Source organism: Pseudoalteromonas porphyrae, from assembly GCF_001298125.1.
Taxonomy (GTDB): Bacteria; Pseudomonadota; Gammaproteobacteria; order Enterobacterales; family Alteromonadaceae; genus Pseudoalteromonas; species Pseudoalteromonas neustonica.
This window is the reverse complement of record NZ_LHPH01000006.1, coordinates 1-14723: the sequence shown is the minus strand read 5'-3', so window position 1 is coordinate 14723 and position 14723 is coordinate 1. Positions and strand designations below refer to the sequence as shown.

Here is a 14723-nt window from a genome sequence, read left to right as displayed (position 1 = left end):
CTATAACTCCTTTTGACTTTCAAGTGCAAGCTTTTCTAATGCAATTGTCAGTGCTAAAATTATGTACAAAGGCCAAGTAAATGCTTGAGTTAAAAAGGTTCCAGATACCATAAAGCCAATTAAACCGGCTTTTAGTGCCGAAGCATTTATTGCAATGTTGTCGTTACGGTTAATTTTTATAAGCGTAAAAACTCGCGACAAACTTCTATTAATGCTGACTATAACTAGAATGAAAATACATAGTCCGACAAAGCCCGTTTCTCCTAATACTTGAAACCATGTACTATGCACTGCATGATTCTTGCCATCCCAATGCGGACTGTAAAAGTAATAATTAACAAAGAAGTTATTCACTCCAACCCCTGTTAAAGGATTAGCAAGCGCCATATTAATAGCCGCTTGCCATGCATAAATACGTCCCATTGCCGACTCATCAACGCCGCCTTCTTGAGCCCCTCCGCTTTGACGATCAGTAATACCGGCAAAAATCATAAGTACCAACATCCCCACTACGCCGATACCTGCAACGATTAGCGGATTTTTAATTTTTTGGTATAAGAAAAAACATATAATTGCAGCAATACCGAGTAACCCTCCTCGGCTTTGTGTTGCTATAACTCCTGATATTGCTAATAGCAAACCGATTGCAGCTAGCAATCTACGCAACGAGTGTGCATTTGTGTTAAACATCTCGGCGGCTAAAAAAGAGACTGGAAACATCAATACTAAAGACAAATCATTTGGGTCGCCTAATTGAGAGCGAATATCGCGAGAAATCGTAACCCGAGTGCCTTCTACTAGGCCAATACCATTGATTTTATTGCTTAAAGCAACAATTGCTATGGTAACCCCCGACACCATAATACCTAGGCGAACACTATTAAAATGAGAAAGAGATGTCATCCACCAACTAATAGCGAAAACCATAATTAGCACTTTGACCAATACACCTGACCAATATTCTATTGCGATCCCTTTATTTGAAGCACTAAATACACACACTGTGAGCCACACAAACCAAATTACAAAAATTAGATGAGTTGTACTCCAATGTGGCTTAAGTTTTTTTGAAATAAATAAATGCCACACGATCCCTAAAATAGACGCCAATGCTAAAAGCTTGGGGATCTTCAGAGGCATTAGCACAGGGAATGCTTCGTGTAGTCTAAAATAACTAAATAAAATAAATAAAATAATAAAGGCCACACTTACTTTAACTGCTGTAAATGCGGCAAAAGGTAGAATCAAAAAAGCAAATACAGCAATAGGACCCAGTTGAAGATACAACCCAACTACTAAAAATGTAACTAAGCTTGCATTAATAAGATGACTATTATTTTTATAAAATTGATGCATCAACATGCCTTGTAGGGAAAGCTTTAATTACTCGCTGAATATCTGTTTTATAGAGTAATGAAAGAAAAACTAAAAATGCAGTGAGGATACCAATATGTAAAACAAACCATTGTGGGTAAAAGACTACGCTACAGAACAAACAAGCAAGTGAAATCCAACTCACTATTAAGTCTTTGACGTTAATTTGTATTTTTTCAAGTCGTTGGCTTATCACAAAAAAACTGGCTGCTTTAAATAACTGCATTATTAACAATGCTAAAATTGCACCGTTAACACCTTCATTTGCAACCAACAACCATAACCCAATCATTGCGATTACTGCTGCACATGCATTTATTAATGTTACGTACAAGCCATTTTTATGCATAAAACAGCCTATATTTAAAATATCGCTATGATGCCTTATTGCAACAATAATTATTAAGGCGGGTAACCACCAAGTGTTTGTTTGATATGCTGAAGGTAAAACCAGATTGAATAATATTGGAGCTAGTATCAACATAATAGCGCATAACGCTAAACCAATATTAAGACTGCGCACCGCACTAAAACTGTAGTTAACTTTGTCTTCTTTTATAAAGTCAAAACGCTTGGCAAACCACCACATTCTAATTGGTTCGAACGTGAAAGAAGTCATAACTGCAAACTGTACAGCAACATAATATTGGGCTAAGACGGCTTCTCCCTCATGCGCAACAATAAACCAGTTTTCAGCGCCATTGCCAGCGTACACACATAGTGACGATACTATGATAGCCAATAAAAAAGCGCTATGTTGTTTATTGAGTCGCCATGAAATGGATGCATAGGTAATTGTTAATTTTTTTATTACAAAAAATAGCGCAATGAGCAAAATCAGTAACGTGCTGATCATTCCTGAAAACATGACACCGGTGATGCCTTTTCCCAAAAGTAATAATGAGATCGTAACTACAGTTTGTAATAAACCATGGCAGACGGCTAATACGCAATAATGTTTAGCTAAATTGTAAACTCTAAAATATGTATAAGGTATTGCTAGTAAAGCGGATAAGGACAAGTTAATACATAACAGTTGAAAATCAAGTGGTGCCACATTAGCAGGTAAATGCACAATAATTTTATGTGTAAAAATCAAAGCAATTACAATAAATAAACTACAAACAACAGCGCTTAAAACTAAACAATCTCTAAACAAAGCAAGCTTTAATCGGTTGTCATTATACTGTTGTTTAAATAAAAGCTCTGGCAAACCTAAACATAGCAAAAGTGAACACACCGAGGAGACAGAAACCAAAAAGTTTAATTCCCCAAACTCTGTTAAATCTAAAAGCCTTGTCGTTACTGGCAGTAATAAAAACCCAAGTCCTTTAACAACGACAACAGATATACCAAAATATAGTATTTGCTTTAAGCCTGTCATAGGCTCTCCTATAGGGCTTGCACCCATTGTGAGAGTTTTTTTGCCTGATGCGTTGCATTAAATTGTTTAGCAACAAGTTTCTTTGCATTTTGGCCCATCTCAAAGCGTTGATGTGGTGTTAGCAAGTAAAACTTATAGATCATTTTTGTGATATCAGAAATACTCCCTGGTAAGCATTTATAACCTACTTGATTAGTTACTATTTCATTCGCCCCCATAAGGCTAGTAGTTAGTACAGGTACACCGCAGGCCATAGCTTCTTTTAATACAACGGGACCTGTATCACGGTCGCCATTGTTAGCAATGCAAAATGGAGCGATAAGTGCAGAGTATTGGATAGTATTTTGAGCGATCCAATCAGGAGACTTTTTGCCTAAAAATTTGATTTGATCTCGAATTCCTAGTTTCTCAGCCATATAAATCAAATCATTTAACATTGGGCCGTCCCCTACTACATCCAATGTAATATTGAATTCATTAGGCAGTTGCTTTAAAGCAGGTAATAAAAATTGTAAGCCTTTTTTCTCCACTAAACGACCAATAAATAATAACTTAACAGACTCATTAAGTGATCTAGGTGAAAACCTAAATTGCTCAAGGCTGATACCACAATGAAGTAACTTGATAGAGTTTTTTGAGTATTCCTTAAATTGGTCAGCCATGTCTTTGCATACAGCAACAGAGAAGTCGCACAATGCAACTTTTTGCTCTAAATCAGCTTTATTAACATACACATCGTGGCCATGACCTATAGACGATACAGTGATCCCAGCAATTTTAGCGCCGATGATCCCATAAGCTAATGGACCATGCATAAAGTGACAATGCAGATGGTTTATATTGAATTTATTAATTAAACGAGCAATCTCATTTCCATAAGCTAATAATGATGGTGTTGAAATAGATTTAAATTTATTTGAATAATTCAGTGCTTTAAAAAGCGTAGGTAATTTTGTAGTAAAATTCGAGATGCTTATAATTGATGGTTTATCTATTGTTACAACATTAACATTGATATCTAAAGCTGTTACCAGCTTTGTTTTTTCAAACGTAATAACAGTCACTTTATGACCCGTAGCTACTAATGCGTTAATTTCAGTGATTACAAAAGTTTCAGATGCAATTGGAAAGCTTGGTACAAGGATGCCAATGTGTTTCATAGTTAATTCCCAAAGAATATATATTAACTATTAAGTGGCAATATCCGTGCCTTATAAAAAACCACTAAAACCGCTCATATTATCACCGCTTTGCAAAATACTTGCAAAATGCAATGCGTTTAACAAATTAAAACTTAAAAACAGTGTTTAAATGGGCATTAAATCTTGGCTTCGTAATTGCGTAGTATTACTTAAGGTAATTAAAGAGAGAATGGATATGAAACCTGATGTTAGCGTTATAATCCCAAATTACAATTGTATAGATTACTTAGCTAAATGTATCGATAGTATTGTTATGCAAAAAAACATATTAGTAGAGATTATTATTATCGACGACGGTTCAACAGATGGTAGCGTTGACTGGATAGAACATGAACAAAAAACTGTCCCTCAGATTGTACTGATCAAACAAAGCAGACAAGGAGTTGTTAATGCTAGAAACTTAGCAATTGAAAAAGCACAATCAGAATATATAGCTTTTTTGGATGCTGATGACTATTGGTGTGAGGATAAGTTATTTTCACAATTTAATTATATGAAAAAAAATATTGATTGTGTTCTCTCGTTTACAGATTACATGCACATAACAGAAGATGGCAAAGAGATTATTAAGTGCTTTGAGTATTGGCCTGAAGCTAATTTTTCTAAAAGTAAGTCTCTTATAAATGATTACAAAACCTTTGATGATGCGCTGAGTAAATTAATGTACGCAAACGTAGTCGGCACATCAACAGTCATGGTCCGTCGAAGCGCAATTATAGAGGCTGGATGTTTTGATAATAAACTAACCAGCGCAAGTGATTTAGATTGCTGGTTAAAACTAGCGAATATTGGAAATGTTGCCTATTCACAACAATGTGCTATGCATTACTTAATGAGAAGTAATTCAATCACGGCAAATAGACTTAACAGACTGACCGCGATGGTTGAAATTGTTAATCGTAATATCAAAAACTTAAGTTTTTTAGAAAATGCTAAAGTTAAAGCTAGAATTAATGAATGTTATGGCGAGTTTTACAGAGAAGTCGGCAAGCGAGGCAAAGCATTAATGTGTTCTCAAAAAGCATTTTATTTATTTCCTCATAAACGAAATTTTAAACACCTACTTTATGATCTTAAAAGCCTTGTAGGAAATAAATAATGTCACATACTATTGTGATAGTCGATGATGACGAAGCGATTTTACGAGCTTTAAATCGCTTACTCAAAGCAGACTTTATTCTTATTCTATTTACTAATCCTTTAGAGGCGATTAAGTATGCGAAAGAAAATGAAATAGATCTGGTTATTTCTGATTTGCTTATGCCAAATATTGATGGCTTGAATTTGCTAGAGCAGTTTAAACAGATCCAACCTGACTGCTCACGAATGTTGCTCACAGGCTATGCAGATTTAGAAACATCTAAGTCTGCGATTAAACAAAACATTGCTCATTTGATAACATCCAAACCATGGGATAATTTTGAATTAGTGATGCTTATTAGGTTGTTAATTGAAAATAGTTGTTTACGCAAAAAAATGCTGTGAACATTATCTACCTTTCTATCATTTTAAATGTTAAAGAACGATGATCACTACCTTTTATTGTTGATAAATAGACCTCTCTAAGTTTAATGTTTTCACTTACAATACAGTGATCAATCGGTACCCCTGTAACTTCACTAAATAACTGACTAAAAGGAGACCAGCTAGAATAAATACCGTAGGCGTCAACGCATGTTTCACCGAGATCACTTGGAAAATAACGAGACCAGCTAACTGTATTTAAATCCCCTGTTATAAACCAACTACTATCAGTACTTGTAACAGCTGTAGTTAACACACGAAGTAACTGGTTTCGTTGCATCCAAAGCTTTTTTGAACGAGGTGAAGGTGGATGTAAAAAAAAGCCATACAGTACTTCGTCATTTTTTAAAAAACCTAACTTAATATAACCAAGCTTTCGATTTTCCTGTGTATTTAAATATCGAAATATAATTGGCAGTCTAGAAACAACCACAATACCAAACGGGGAACCTTCTACTGAGTCATACCCGTAGAGTGAAAATTGTTCATTAAACTTAGTTAATTCACTACGATGTGTATCATTAAACTCTTGAAGAACTAAAATGTCCCATGTATTTTCTTCATAAAAATCTTGTAGCACAGTTTTAATATGCTGATTATAGTAATGCAGGTTTATTAATTTAACCGTGATTTTATCTTCTTTTGTTATGTTAAATTTACTTTGAAATGGTGCATAGTGAGCTAACAGCAAAACAAAAGAAATACTTAATAAAACCATAGCCGTTTTTTTAATCTTCAAAAATAGCAGTAAACTAATTAAGACCAAGCAATAAATTAGCTGGCCTCTAAAAGAGGCTATTAAATCCAACACATAGTTATCTATTTTGTTAAAAGCCAAGAACAATACAAAAATATAAACCCCACCGAGAAATATTGCCATAACCCCTCCTTTGATAATTATTTTAGTAAAGATTATCAAAGGTGCTTATTATTATTTATTTAAAATCAAGTATGATGTGTTCTTATTTGTGTTACGAATAAGCCCAATTTAAGCTTATTCGTATACTTTTTATTTATCGAAACCATAAATCATTTTGTCACATACAACAGGTGTCGGACGATGGTTATCATCAACAGCCACAAAGGTAAAACTTCCTGTAATTGCTGAGTGTTTGTTATCTTTATGCATAGTCTCTAAAAATATTTCAACATCGACTCTTAAGCTTGTATTACCAACGTGAACAACTTTTGATATTAGTTCAGCAAACGTTCCTGCAGGAATTGCTTCTTTAAAGTCGACTCGATCAGATGAAATAGTGACTAGTGGCTTTCGACAAAAACGAGTCGCTGCAATAAATGCGACTTCATCCATCCATGCTAATGCATCACCACCAAATAAAGTATTGTGGTGATTTGTCCGTCCAGGGAATACCGTTTTAGTAACAGATGTTGTTGAATCAATAATTCGCTGTGCAATAATCTTTTCACGATTTACTTCAGTTGTCATAGTTTCTACTTTTTGTTTGCTAATGTGTCTAACATCATAAGAGCTGGATCAAGGCGTTCGCCCTTCCAATTAAAACGCCAATCTAAATGCGGGCCAGTCACTCGTCCTGTAGCGCCTATTTCAGCTATTTTTTCCCCACGGATAATTTTATCACCTACTTTTACATCTAATTTACTCAAATGAATATAAGTTGATGTAACGCTATGCCCATGATCTAAAATTAAGGTCCCGCCAGAATAATACAAATCAACATCAGCAAAAACAACAGTACCGCTTACAGGCGCATACACTGGACTACCCGTTTTATTGGCAATATCTAAGCCAAAATGAGGCCTGCGGGGTTCTCCATTAAAGTAACGTTGACTACCATAAACACCCGAAATCCTCCCTTCGGCAGGTTTATAAACAGGATCTAAAAAGTAGGTTAGTTCTGAATCTACTTTTCGTGCATTACGAACAGCAACAGCTTCACGGCTGATACGTGCACTCACCTCTTTAGGTGGCGATACATATTTTTTAGCAACACCGGTGATTTTATCGATATTATAATCACGCTTGGTGATCAATATAGGTTGCTCGTGTGCCTTGCTGTTGCTATCAACCCACGATAAAGTGTGCTTAAGCTGCGAATCACGGCCAAAGCCAAATGCAAAAAAACCCTCCTTTGTTACTTTTAATGGCTCACCATTAAACTTTATCAAAGTAGCGTCTTCAAGCTGCCCGGTGACTAAACCACCTTGCGTTAAATGGCCTTTTAATTCGACTGCTTGGCTAAAAAAGCTTAATGTTGATAATGCGCCTACTAAAATAAAATTACGCATAACAAATTGACCCTTTAGCGACACCTTCATATGCCGTAATCTTTACATCATTATCAGGGTGTACTAATTTAACTTGTTCAGCTAAGTAAGCTGCTATACATTCAACGGTTGTATCTACGGGTAAAATATCGCAACGAACCTTACTCAGTACCATTTCGAAATAACCTTGGGCAGCCGTATATGCAAAACATAAATCATCTTTTTTTGCTGTGATGTGAATTAATTGCTCTGCTTTAATTTCATCTTCAGCGGTCGCTAAATAGATATCTTGCCATTTATCAGCCCATTGTTTTTGTAAACGAGGCATAGCCATACCATCTAATGCAATACCAATTTGTGACCGATGGCCATGAATAATACGCTGGCAATTCCCGTCATGCTTTTTAAGCCCATGACTGTAATGATAATAAAAGCTTTTACTATGCTCAGGCTTTAGTTCAATCTCGATTTTGTCTATGTTACTAGGCAGTTGCGGCATAATTGTAGCGATTAAAAAGTCGATGACTGATTGCTCATTAATAACAGGTGCATCGATCATACAAAATGCTTGATGCGGCGCACTCATCGCTAAGTGATGGCCGTCACCAAAAGTACAATCAAGTGTTCTATAGTCATCATATGCGACTACTTCACCTTGAATAATTGACGGTATCGCTAGCTTATGATCAATACAATCATCAATAATACCTTTGATCTGTTTTTTAACTAAACCAAAATCGAGAACCATCGATTCTTCATTTAATTGACCGTGCAACGTTAAATCAACAATCCAGCTTTCGCCAACTGCGCCTCGTTTATTACACAGATAAGAAAAATCAATTACTGTAAGTGCGTTAACAAAAAGGATCATAAACTTCCTTTATACTGGTTAAAAAATCAGGCTAATTATACCCAAACCACCTCAAGAAGCGAGTTTAGGTTTGAATTAAAAGCCATTTAACTAACGCATTAATGAAAATAAGACGTAATTAGATATATGCAACATTAAGTTTAAGCATATCCTTAATTTTTCGTCTATTTTTTTGAGGTCTTGATGACAGAATTTGATAAAAATTCTTTTATTTTAAACGTGAAATTAACATGTTATTTATCTTTTTAGATTGATTTACGTGCTAATCAACTATTTTTTAACTGCTCAGAGTTGTTTAGCGTACAAGTGTACGCTAAAGTACTCTGCAATTTCTAAGCGACGAAAAAGTGTTATGGAACCTAAAAATAGCTATACAAAAGAAGATTTGATCCTATGTGGTCAAGGCGATATGTTTGGTGAAGGCAATTGCCGCTTGCCAAGTGATAACATGTTAATGATGGATCGCATCATTTCGATCACTGATGATGGTGGCGAACACGGTAAAGGTGAAATAGTTGCAGAGCTAGATATCAACCCTGACTTATGGTTTTTTGATTGCCATTTTAAAGGTGACCCTGTAATGCCTGGCTGCCTTGGTTTAGATGCGATGTGGCAATTAGTTGGCTTTTTCCTTGGTTGGTCAGGTGGTCCTGGTCTTGGTCGTGCTTTAGGTGTAGGTGAAGTTAAATTTACTGGGCAAGTGTTACCTACCGCTAAAAAAGTTACCTATCGTTTAACGATGAAGCGCGTAATTAAACGACGTTTATTCATGGGAATGGCTGACGGCACCGTTGAAGTTGATGGCCGTGTAATCTATGAAGCAAAAGATCTTAAAGTAGGCCTTTTTCAAGATACTAGCGCGTTTTAATTTTAAAACATTGCTGCAAAAACGCCTCGCTATTTTAGCGAGGCGTTTTTGCTTAAATTTGATCTAACCTTTAGGTCTTATACAAGTTACGACTATCTATCGCCTCACGCCAACCACCTAACCATTCTGATTTAGGATCTATTTGTTGATAAGGGCAAAGGTCTTTTGAACGACCTGCTAAGCCTGCTTTAAAGCCTTGAGAATGAGCTCTTTCTAACCGATCTCTTTTCTGTCTCTTCATAGGTAAATCCTCACCTTTTATATTTATATATTTGTAGCGTTTATGACATCTACATTTAATGAATAGTTAATAAAACTGTTAAATTCAAATCACAAATGCAATTAAATAAATTGACATTAACTAAGCTGCTGATGCAAAAATGAATTAACATTTTAAAAAGCAATATGGTCATACCACTGACTCAGCGATTTATATTCATACATAAATTACGGCAATCTAATCAATCAGAGGTACTCATGTGCTTTAATTATGACCAGTCAATATCTCTGATAGTTCCTAAAATAAATGTAATTATGACAATTTTATTTCAACTATTTAAATCTAAAGAAGTTCTTATATTTCTTACTTTATCGAAAAAAACATAATCACTAAGTTAACAATCGCAATATTTTTACGAATAAAATTAATACTTGCACATATAAATACGATCGGTCTAATATATGAATATGATAAAAAATACCGAACAGCAACCGCGACGTGGTCGCCCACCAAAAGCTAATCGCAGTAATGCCGACACAAAAGCATTATTGATTTCAGCAGGCGTGGAAACTCTCACTGAATTTGGCTTTAGTGCAACAGGGCTCGATACAATTTTAAAGAAAGTAGGTGTGCCTAAAGGATCGTTTTACCATTATTTTAGCAGTAAAGAAGCTTATGGACTGGAGGTTGTTGATGCTTATAACAGCTACTTTATAGCCAAACTCAATCGCTACTTATCGCAAAGTGATGCACCTTATTTAGAGCGCATTGTTAATTTCACACAAAGTGCTGCACGTTCGATGCATAAATACGATTATAATAGAGGTTGCTTAATTGGTAACCTAAATCAAGAGTTAAACCATTTAAATAATGAATTTAACACTAAACTAGTACAATGCTACGAATCATGGCAAAGCCTTATACAGGTTTGTTTAGATCAAGCCCAGCAAGATAATGTCATTTCAAGCACTGTTAATACCCACCAAATGAGTGAGTATTTTTGGATAGGCTGGGAAGGTGCAGTAATGCGTGCAAAACTAACCAAAACCCCCTACCCACTAACGCTCTACACAGAAATGTTTTTACGCGCATTGCTTAGGTAATTGCGCATTTTATTTCCCAATTAAAAGACGATCGGTCTAAAAGGATTCAACATGAAAAATGAATTTAAAGCCATTGTTATTAATAACATTGATAATACCTATACAGCCGCGTTGCAAACAATAACAACAGATCTATTACCCAACAATAATATTGAGTTAGACGTACTTTTTAGTACCCTTAACTACAAAGATGGCTTAGCCATTACAGGAAAAGGCCCTGTTGTACGTACTTTTCCAATGATCCCCGGGATTGATTTAGTAGGTAAAATCACCAAAACTACGTCTAATGAATTCCAAAACGGTCAACTCGTTTTGCTCAACGGTTTTGGTGTGGGTGAGAAACACTTGGGTGGGCTTGCACAGAAAGCATCGTTAAACTCAGAGTGGCTTATTCCACTCCCCGTAAAATTATCACCTAAACAAGCGATGCAGATAGGCACAGCAGGATACACTGCTATGCTCAGTATTATTGCACTTGAAAAACAAGGCATAACACCTGACTCTGGTGATGTACTCGTCACAGGTGCAAACGGTGGCGTAGGAAGCTTTGCCGTGTATCTATTAAACCTATTAGGATACAGCGTAGTTGCTGCGACTGGGCGCCTTGAACAAACAGATTACTTAAAACAACTTGGAGCAAAACAAGTAATTCATCGTGATGAATTATCAACTCCAGGTAAGGCGTTAGCTAAAGAACGATTTGCCGCGGCTATTGACTCTGTTGGCAGCCACACACTTGCTAATATTTGTGCATCATTAAAATATGGCGGCGTTGTGACAGCGTGTGGTTTGGCACAAGGTATGGATTTACCTGCGTCCGTAGCCCCATTTATTTTGCGCGGGATTTCATTAATGGGTATTGACAGTGTTATGCGCCAAAAATCTGACAGAGTAGAAGCATGGCAACGTTTAGCTGAGCTTGTAGAAAGTAGCTACTTAGATAAAATATCGACCGAAATTAGCCTACCTGATGTCATTGAAGCAGCTAATAACTTAATGGCAGGAACAATACGAGGTCGAGTTGTAGTTAATTGCCAAGCCTAACACTAACAAGCCGCAATACGATAATCGCGGCTTTTATAAATTAGCTCAACGTGTTTATGCACCTAAAGCGGCTAGCTTTTCTTTAAGCTCTTCTTTTGATATCAAATTCATTTCGTGTTGCTTTTTAACTTTACGGATAGTATCAAAATTATCTAATTTGAAGCGTGCTTTAGCTAGTCTCTCAGTCATTTCATCTACAGAAATCACATCAAGCTTTACTGCTTTTTCAAGCTTTTCTTTTTCTTGGTCATATTCTTTTTGAAAAAGTGCTTTTTCTTGGATTATAATTTGGTCTTTTAGCTTTTTTTCGATTTCTATCGCTTCATCTTCAAGCTCTAGTTTCTTTTCAAGTAAAGGCTCTACGCGATTCAATGATTCTTGTAATGCGGCGTCTATATTTTGACCTTCATTCTCTAATAGGTTCTCAACATATTTTTTACCAATATCTTGATAACCAATATTGAGTTGCCCTTCAATTGATGTTATTTCTGAGCGAATTGCTGATAATTTTGAATTTTCTTTAAGTGATGTACTCATATCTGAGCTTAATTTTGACGTTGATTCGCTGATATTTGAACCAATTGATGTAGCTTGTGTTTTAATTTTGTTGAAAAGTCCCATGTATACTATTCCTTAAATCTATCATCCGATGTAGTTGGCGTCATGCCTAATCTTATTAAAGCTTCGTAAGCTTACCCATTCCTCTGACGTTTGTAAAATCGCAATTTTAGATATTAGTAATTTTCTTGTATCAAATTTTGCTCATAAAAATTATAATTACTTTATTAGATATTTGAAAAGAATGTACTTATGAGCAATGAAGATTTATTCGGAAATAACCCACTGCAAGGTGTAAAACTGGAGCAAGTTGTATCAGAGTTAGTCGAGCAATATGGTTGGGAACTTTTACACGCTTATTTACAACTAAATTGCTTTAAAAATAATCCAGATATTAAATCTGCTGTTAAGTTTTTACGAAAAACTCAGTGGGCCCAAGATAAAGTTGATAACTTTTATCTTTATCGTCTAAAAAATCTACCAAAGCCTGATGACGTACAGTATGAGCTCCCACCCCGTGATCGTATTATTCCTGAAGGTGATAAGCCTGGTGAACCTTGTGAACTAAGCTTTAGTGATGCAAAACGTATTCAGGCTAAAAAAGAAGCGAAAGACCGCGCTCGCACCCGTAAAAATCGCTCAAATGCAAGTAACCCTTGGGGTAACTAAGCCCTTATAATTATAAATCCGCTTTTGAATAAATCATAAAAGTCGGCAATCCTGACTTTTATGATAAGAGCAATTAAACTACTATACTTGGTGTTCGCTCAAGCTAACCAGTTTAATGCACCTCAGCTTTATTTTTAGACATAACGATTAGCACCAATCGACTTAAATATTTAACCATTCTATCGGACTAAATAAAGCGCTAACTGCGTTAGTAATTTTTCATGTACGACTGCATGGATTCAGGAGGTAGAGCAATGCAGGAGCAATTGCCGAAAACAACACCATGTCAAAATTTCAGCCTTGTTATCACTGTATTTATCTTTCGCTATAAATGGTCATTACCTCAACACGATTGGTATAAAAACCAAATCCATCCTACATTTTATATCGCTATGCTTATTATACTGAAGCTATTGACTAGAAGCCTCTAACTTTGCGGATCACAATGCACTTACCTCTTGATTTAAACCTAGCTCTTTCTGCCTTTTTTTAGTTAACCCTAAAGAAACTAAGCGATATGATTCTTTAAGGTAATATTGCAGATCTTCTTTGTTTGTATTATTAAACTGCTGAATCCACTTCATTCCACGATTAGCAAAATATGGGGCTGGTTTATAGCCTTCACTTTCACTTAGAAAAACGAAATTTTGCTCTGAAGCTTTAAATGTAAAAGCTGGTGATTGATTATCTGACCAGCCACCTATAGCAAATACTTTACCGTCAACTTTCCAGACATGGCAATTACCCCATTGAATTATATAGGTAGTAGCTGGAAAGGATCTGCAAAACTGATTAAACTCTTCGTAGTTCATTATAAATCCTGAGCCTCATAATAAGCCACTAGAATGACTTATTTTACCTTGTTGATAAGCAAACCATAGCTGAGTTGCTATTTGGGTTCAATAACTTATACCAATCTGGATAGATATGGAGTCTATATAATGACAAAAAAATTGCGCTATAACTAGAGCCTGTTGACCTTTCGTGATTAATTTTGCAGCAATAATCTATTTGGTATTTAGGCAAGGCAGAGCCTGTGTATGTGGTTGTACCCCATGAATAGGCGATAACGCACATGCGCTGCCCAAAGGGTTGTTCCTAGGGGCGTGAGCAGGACGCACAAGCTTTGCTCGGTTTTTACTTATTCTCACATGGATGTGAGCTAGTAGAATAACGCAGGAGCAGTTATCGAGCCCGCTAGGTTACAAACCTCGCGCCGCGATTAAATCGCCCCTAGATTGAACAAATTTCAATCCACAAAGGTCAACACGCCCTAGGCAAAAAATTGTATATCTAATTGTTCTAAACAAAAATTTTTTAACGAAGTTATAGTCTTGATTTAATTAGTTAAATTGTTCAAATATTTATGCAGATTGGTATTAATAGCTTTTACGTTTTTACTTACCTTTAGTCGCTTCGTTATCCCTAAATTTAAGCTGGTACTACCTCGAAAAATCACTGACAAAAAAACAATTTGAATTACCATCATTTACAATCTAGTATCTAATACAGATACTAATTTAGTATCTAATATTATTATAATTTAAGGAATGGAATAAAAATGAAAAAATTAATCTTAGCAGGAACAGTAATAGTATTATCGTGTATGAGCCACTCTGCAATATCATCAAATGGCGCTAATTTTTCTAGAGGTGATTG

Annotated in this window: 16 protein-coding genes; 6 read left to right on the top strand and 10 right to left on the bottom strand. The window is 35.7% G+C overall.

The genetic code is table 11. The features are described 5' to 3' along the window. Genes ADS77_RS06770 through ADS77_RS06760 form a run of 3 tightly spaced genes read right to left on the bottom strand, consistent with a single transcriptional unit; the run spans position 1 to position 3918 of the window. The gene (locus tag ADS77_RS06770; RefSeq protein WP_054453539.1) at positions 1 to 1356 is read right to left on the bottom strand and encodes an O-antigen ligase family protein; all 1356 of its coding nucleotides are present in this window, start codon (positions 1354 to 1356) and stop codon (positions 1 to 3) included. Further along, positions 1340 to 2758 carry a lipopolysaccharide biosynthesis protein gene (locus ADS77_RS06765; RefSeq protein ID WP_082355622.1) on the bottom strand — a complete coding sequence of 473 codons (1419 nt, stop codon included), beginning with the start codon at positions 2756 to 2758 and terminating at the stop codon, positions 1340 to 1342. Before ADS77_RS06765 ends, ADS77_RS06770 begins: the two co-directional genes overlap by 17 nt. Positions 2759 to 2766: 8 nt before the next feature. After that, positions 2767 to 3918 carry a glycosyltransferase gene (locus ADS77_RS06760; protein WP_054204574.1) on the bottom strand — a complete coding sequence of 384 codons (1152 nt, stop codon included), beginning with the start codon at positions 3916 to 3918 and terminating at the stop codon, positions 2767 to 2769. Between the two features lie 151 nt (positions 3919 to 4069). Here ADS77_RS06760 and ADS77_RS06755 point away from each other — a divergent pair, with 151 nt between their 5' ends. Together ADS77_RS06755 and ADS77_RS06750 are read left to right on the top strand one after the other, a co-directional pair. Further along, positions 4070 to 5059, top strand: a complete 990-nt coding sequence (locus ADS77_RS06755) for a glycosyltransferase family 2 protein (protein ID WP_316244662.1) — start codon at positions 4070 to 4072, stop codon at positions 5057 to 5059. Beyond that, on the top strand, positions 5059 to 5445 hold the full coding sequence (locus ADS77_RS06750; protein WP_054204573.1) for a response regulator: 387 nt from the start codon (positions 5059 to 5061) through the stop codon (positions 5443 to 5445). The genes ADS77_RS06755 and ADS77_RS06750 overlap by 1 nt, the downstream gene beginning before the upstream one ends. A 7-nt stretch (positions 5446 to 5452) precedes the next feature. Here ADS77_RS06750 and ADS77_RS06745 read toward each other — a convergent pair whose 3' ends face one another. The 4 genes from ADS77_RS06745 to ADS77_RS06730 form a co-directional block, all read right to left on the bottom strand. Next, positions 5453 to 6364, bottom strand: coding sequence for an endonuclease/exonuclease/phosphatase family protein (locus ADS77_RS06745; RefSeq protein WP_054453537.1), 912 nt, complete (start codon positions 6362 to 6364; stop codon positions 5453 to 5455). A gap of 129 nt (positions 6365 to 6493) precedes the next feature. Continuing rightward, positions 6494 to 6931: an acyl-CoA thioesterase gene (locus ADS77_RS06740; protein ID WP_054204571.1), complete on the bottom strand. Its 438-nt coding sequence runs from the start codon at positions 6929 to 6931 to the stop codon at positions 6494 to 6496. 5 nt (positions 6932 to 6936) lie between these two features. Then, positions 6937 to 7752: a M23 family metallopeptidase gene (locus ADS77_RS06735; protein ID WP_054204570.1), complete on the bottom strand. Its 816-nt coding sequence runs from the start codon at positions 7750 to 7752 to the stop codon at positions 6937 to 6939. Further along, positions 7745 to 8602, bottom strand: coding sequence for a 6-carboxytetrahydropterin synthase (locus ADS77_RS06730; protein WP_054453535.1), 858 nt, complete (start codon positions 8600 to 8602; stop codon positions 7745 to 7747). The genes ADS77_RS06735 and ADS77_RS06730 overlap by 8 nt, the downstream gene beginning before the upstream one ends. Before the next feature lie 352 nt (positions 8603 to 8954). Here ADS77_RS06730 and fabA point away from each other — a divergent pair, with 352 nt between their 5' ends. Beyond that, positions 8955 to 9470: a bifunctional 3-hydroxydecanoyl-ACP dehydratase/trans-2-decenoyl-ACP isomerase gene (gene fabA, locus ADS77_RS06725; RefSeq protein ID WP_054204568.1), complete on the top strand. Its 516-nt coding sequence runs from the start codon at positions 8955 to 8957 to the stop codon at positions 9468 to 9470. Between the two features lie 70 nt (positions 9471 to 9540). Here the strand turns inward: fabA and rmf are convergent, their stop codons facing one another. After that, complete coding sequence (rmf, locus tag ADS77_RS06720) at positions 9541 to 9711, bottom strand: ribosome modulation factor (RefSeq protein WP_054204567.1); 171 nt, start codon at positions 9709 to 9711, stop codon at positions 9541 to 9543. Positions 9712 to 10157: 446 nt separating this feature from the next. Here rmf and ADS77_RS06715 point away from each other — a divergent pair, with 446 nt between their 5' ends. Together ADS77_RS06715 and ADS77_RS06710 are read left to right on the top strand one after the other, a co-directional pair. Beyond that, complete coding sequence (locus tag ADS77_RS06715; RefSeq protein ID WP_082355623.1) at positions 10158 to 10793, top strand: TetR/AcrR family transcriptional regulator; 636 nt, start codon at positions 10158 to 10160, stop codon at positions 10791 to 10793. A gap of 51 nt (positions 10794 to 10844) precedes the next feature. Then, positions 10845 to 11837, top strand: coding sequence for an MDR family oxidoreductase (locus tag ADS77_RS06710; protein ID WP_054453533.1), 993 nt, complete (start codon positions 10845 to 10847; stop codon positions 11835 to 11837). 54 nt (positions 11838 to 11891) lie between these two features. Here the strand turns inward: ADS77_RS06710 and ADS77_RS06705 are convergent, their stop codons facing one another. Further along, the gene (locus ADS77_RS06705) at positions 11892 to 12458 is read right to left on the bottom strand and encodes a hypothetical protein (RefSeq protein WP_054453531.1); all 567 of its coding nucleotides are present in this window, start codon (positions 12456 to 12458) and stop codon (positions 11892 to 11894) included. 189 nt (positions 12459 to 12647) lie between these two features. Here ADS77_RS06705 and ADS77_RS06700 point away from each other — a divergent pair, with 189 nt between their 5' ends. Further along, on the top strand, positions 12648 to 13064 hold the full coding sequence (locus ADS77_RS06700) for a VF530 family DNA-binding protein (RefSeq protein WP_054204564.1): 417 nt from the start codon (positions 12648 to 12650) through the stop codon (positions 13062 to 13064). A 440-nt stretch (positions 13065 to 13504) separates the two neighbouring features. Here ADS77_RS06700 and ADS77_RS06695 read toward each other — a convergent pair whose 3' ends face one another. After that, on the bottom strand, positions 13505 to 13876 hold the full coding sequence (locus ADS77_RS06695; protein WP_054204563.1) for an MmcQ/YjbR family DNA-binding protein: 372 nt from the start codon (positions 13874 to 13876) through the stop codon (positions 13505 to 13507). Positions 13877 to 14723 lie beyond the last annotated feature (847 nt).

Bases quoted from the DNA above. Each gene is read 5' to 3' on its own strand.
- ADS77_RS06760 (WP_054204574.1), bottom strand. From the start codon at position 3,918: ATGAAACACATTGGCATCCTTGTACCAAGCTTTCCAATTGCATCTGAA.
- ADS77_RS06750 (WP_054204573.1), top strand. From the start codon at position 5,059: ATGTCACATACTATTGTGATAGTCGATGATGACGAAGCGATTTTACGA.
- ADS77_RS06705 (WP_054453531.1), bottom strand. From the start codon at position 12,458: ATGGGACTTTTCAACAAAATTAAAACACAAGCTACATCAATTGGTTCA.
- ADS77_RS06755 (WP_316244662.1), top strand. From the start codon at position 4,070: ATGGGCATTAAATCTTGGCTTCGTAATTGCGTAGTATTACTTAAGGTA.
- ADS77_RS06740 (WP_054204571.1), bottom strand. From the start codon at position 6,931: ATGACAACTGAAGTAAATCGTGAAAAGATTATTGCACAGCGAATTATT.
- ADS77_RS06730 (WP_054453535.1), bottom strand. From the start codon at position 8,602: ATGATCCTTTTTGTTAACGCACTTACAGTAATTGATTTTTCTTATCTG.
- ADS77_RS06745 (WP_054453537.1), bottom strand. From the start codon at position 6,364: ATGGCAATATTTCTCGGTGGGGTTTATATTTTTGTATTGTTCTTGGCT.
- ADS77_RS06765 (WP_082355622.1), bottom strand. From the start codon at position 2,758: ATGACAGGCTTAAAGCAAATACTATATTTTGGTATATCTGTTGTCGTT.
- ADS77_RS06710 (WP_054453533.1), top strand. From the start codon at position 10,845: ATGAAAAATGAATTTAAAGCCATTGTTATTAATAACATTGATAATACC.
- ADS77_RS06770 (WP_054453539.1), bottom strand. From the start codon at position 1,356: ATGCATCAATTTTATAAAAATAATAGTCATCTTATTAATGCAAGCTTA.
- ADS77_RS06695 (WP_054204563.1), bottom strand. From the start codon at position 13,876: ATGAACTACGAAGAGTTTAATCAGTTTTGCAGATCCTTTCCAGCTACT.
- ADS77_RS06700 (WP_054204564.1), top strand. From the start codon at position 12,648: ATGAGCAATGAAGATTTATTCGGAAATAACCCACTGCAAGGTGTAAAA.
- rmf (WP_054204567.1), bottom strand. From the start codon at position 9,711: ATGAAGAGACAGAAAAGAGATCGGTTAGAAAGAGCTCATTCTCAAGGC.
- ADS77_RS06735 (WP_054204570.1), bottom strand. From the start codon at position 7,752: ATGCGTAATTTTATTTTAGTAGGCGCATTATCAACATTAAGCTTTTTT.
- fabA (WP_054204568.1), top strand. From the start codon at position 8,955: ATGGAACCTAAAAATAGCTATACAAAAGAAGATTTGATCCTATGTGGT.
- ADS77_RS06715 (WP_082355623.1), top strand. From the start codon at position 10,158: ATGATAAAAAATACCGAACAGCAACCGCGACGTGGTCGCCCACCAAAA.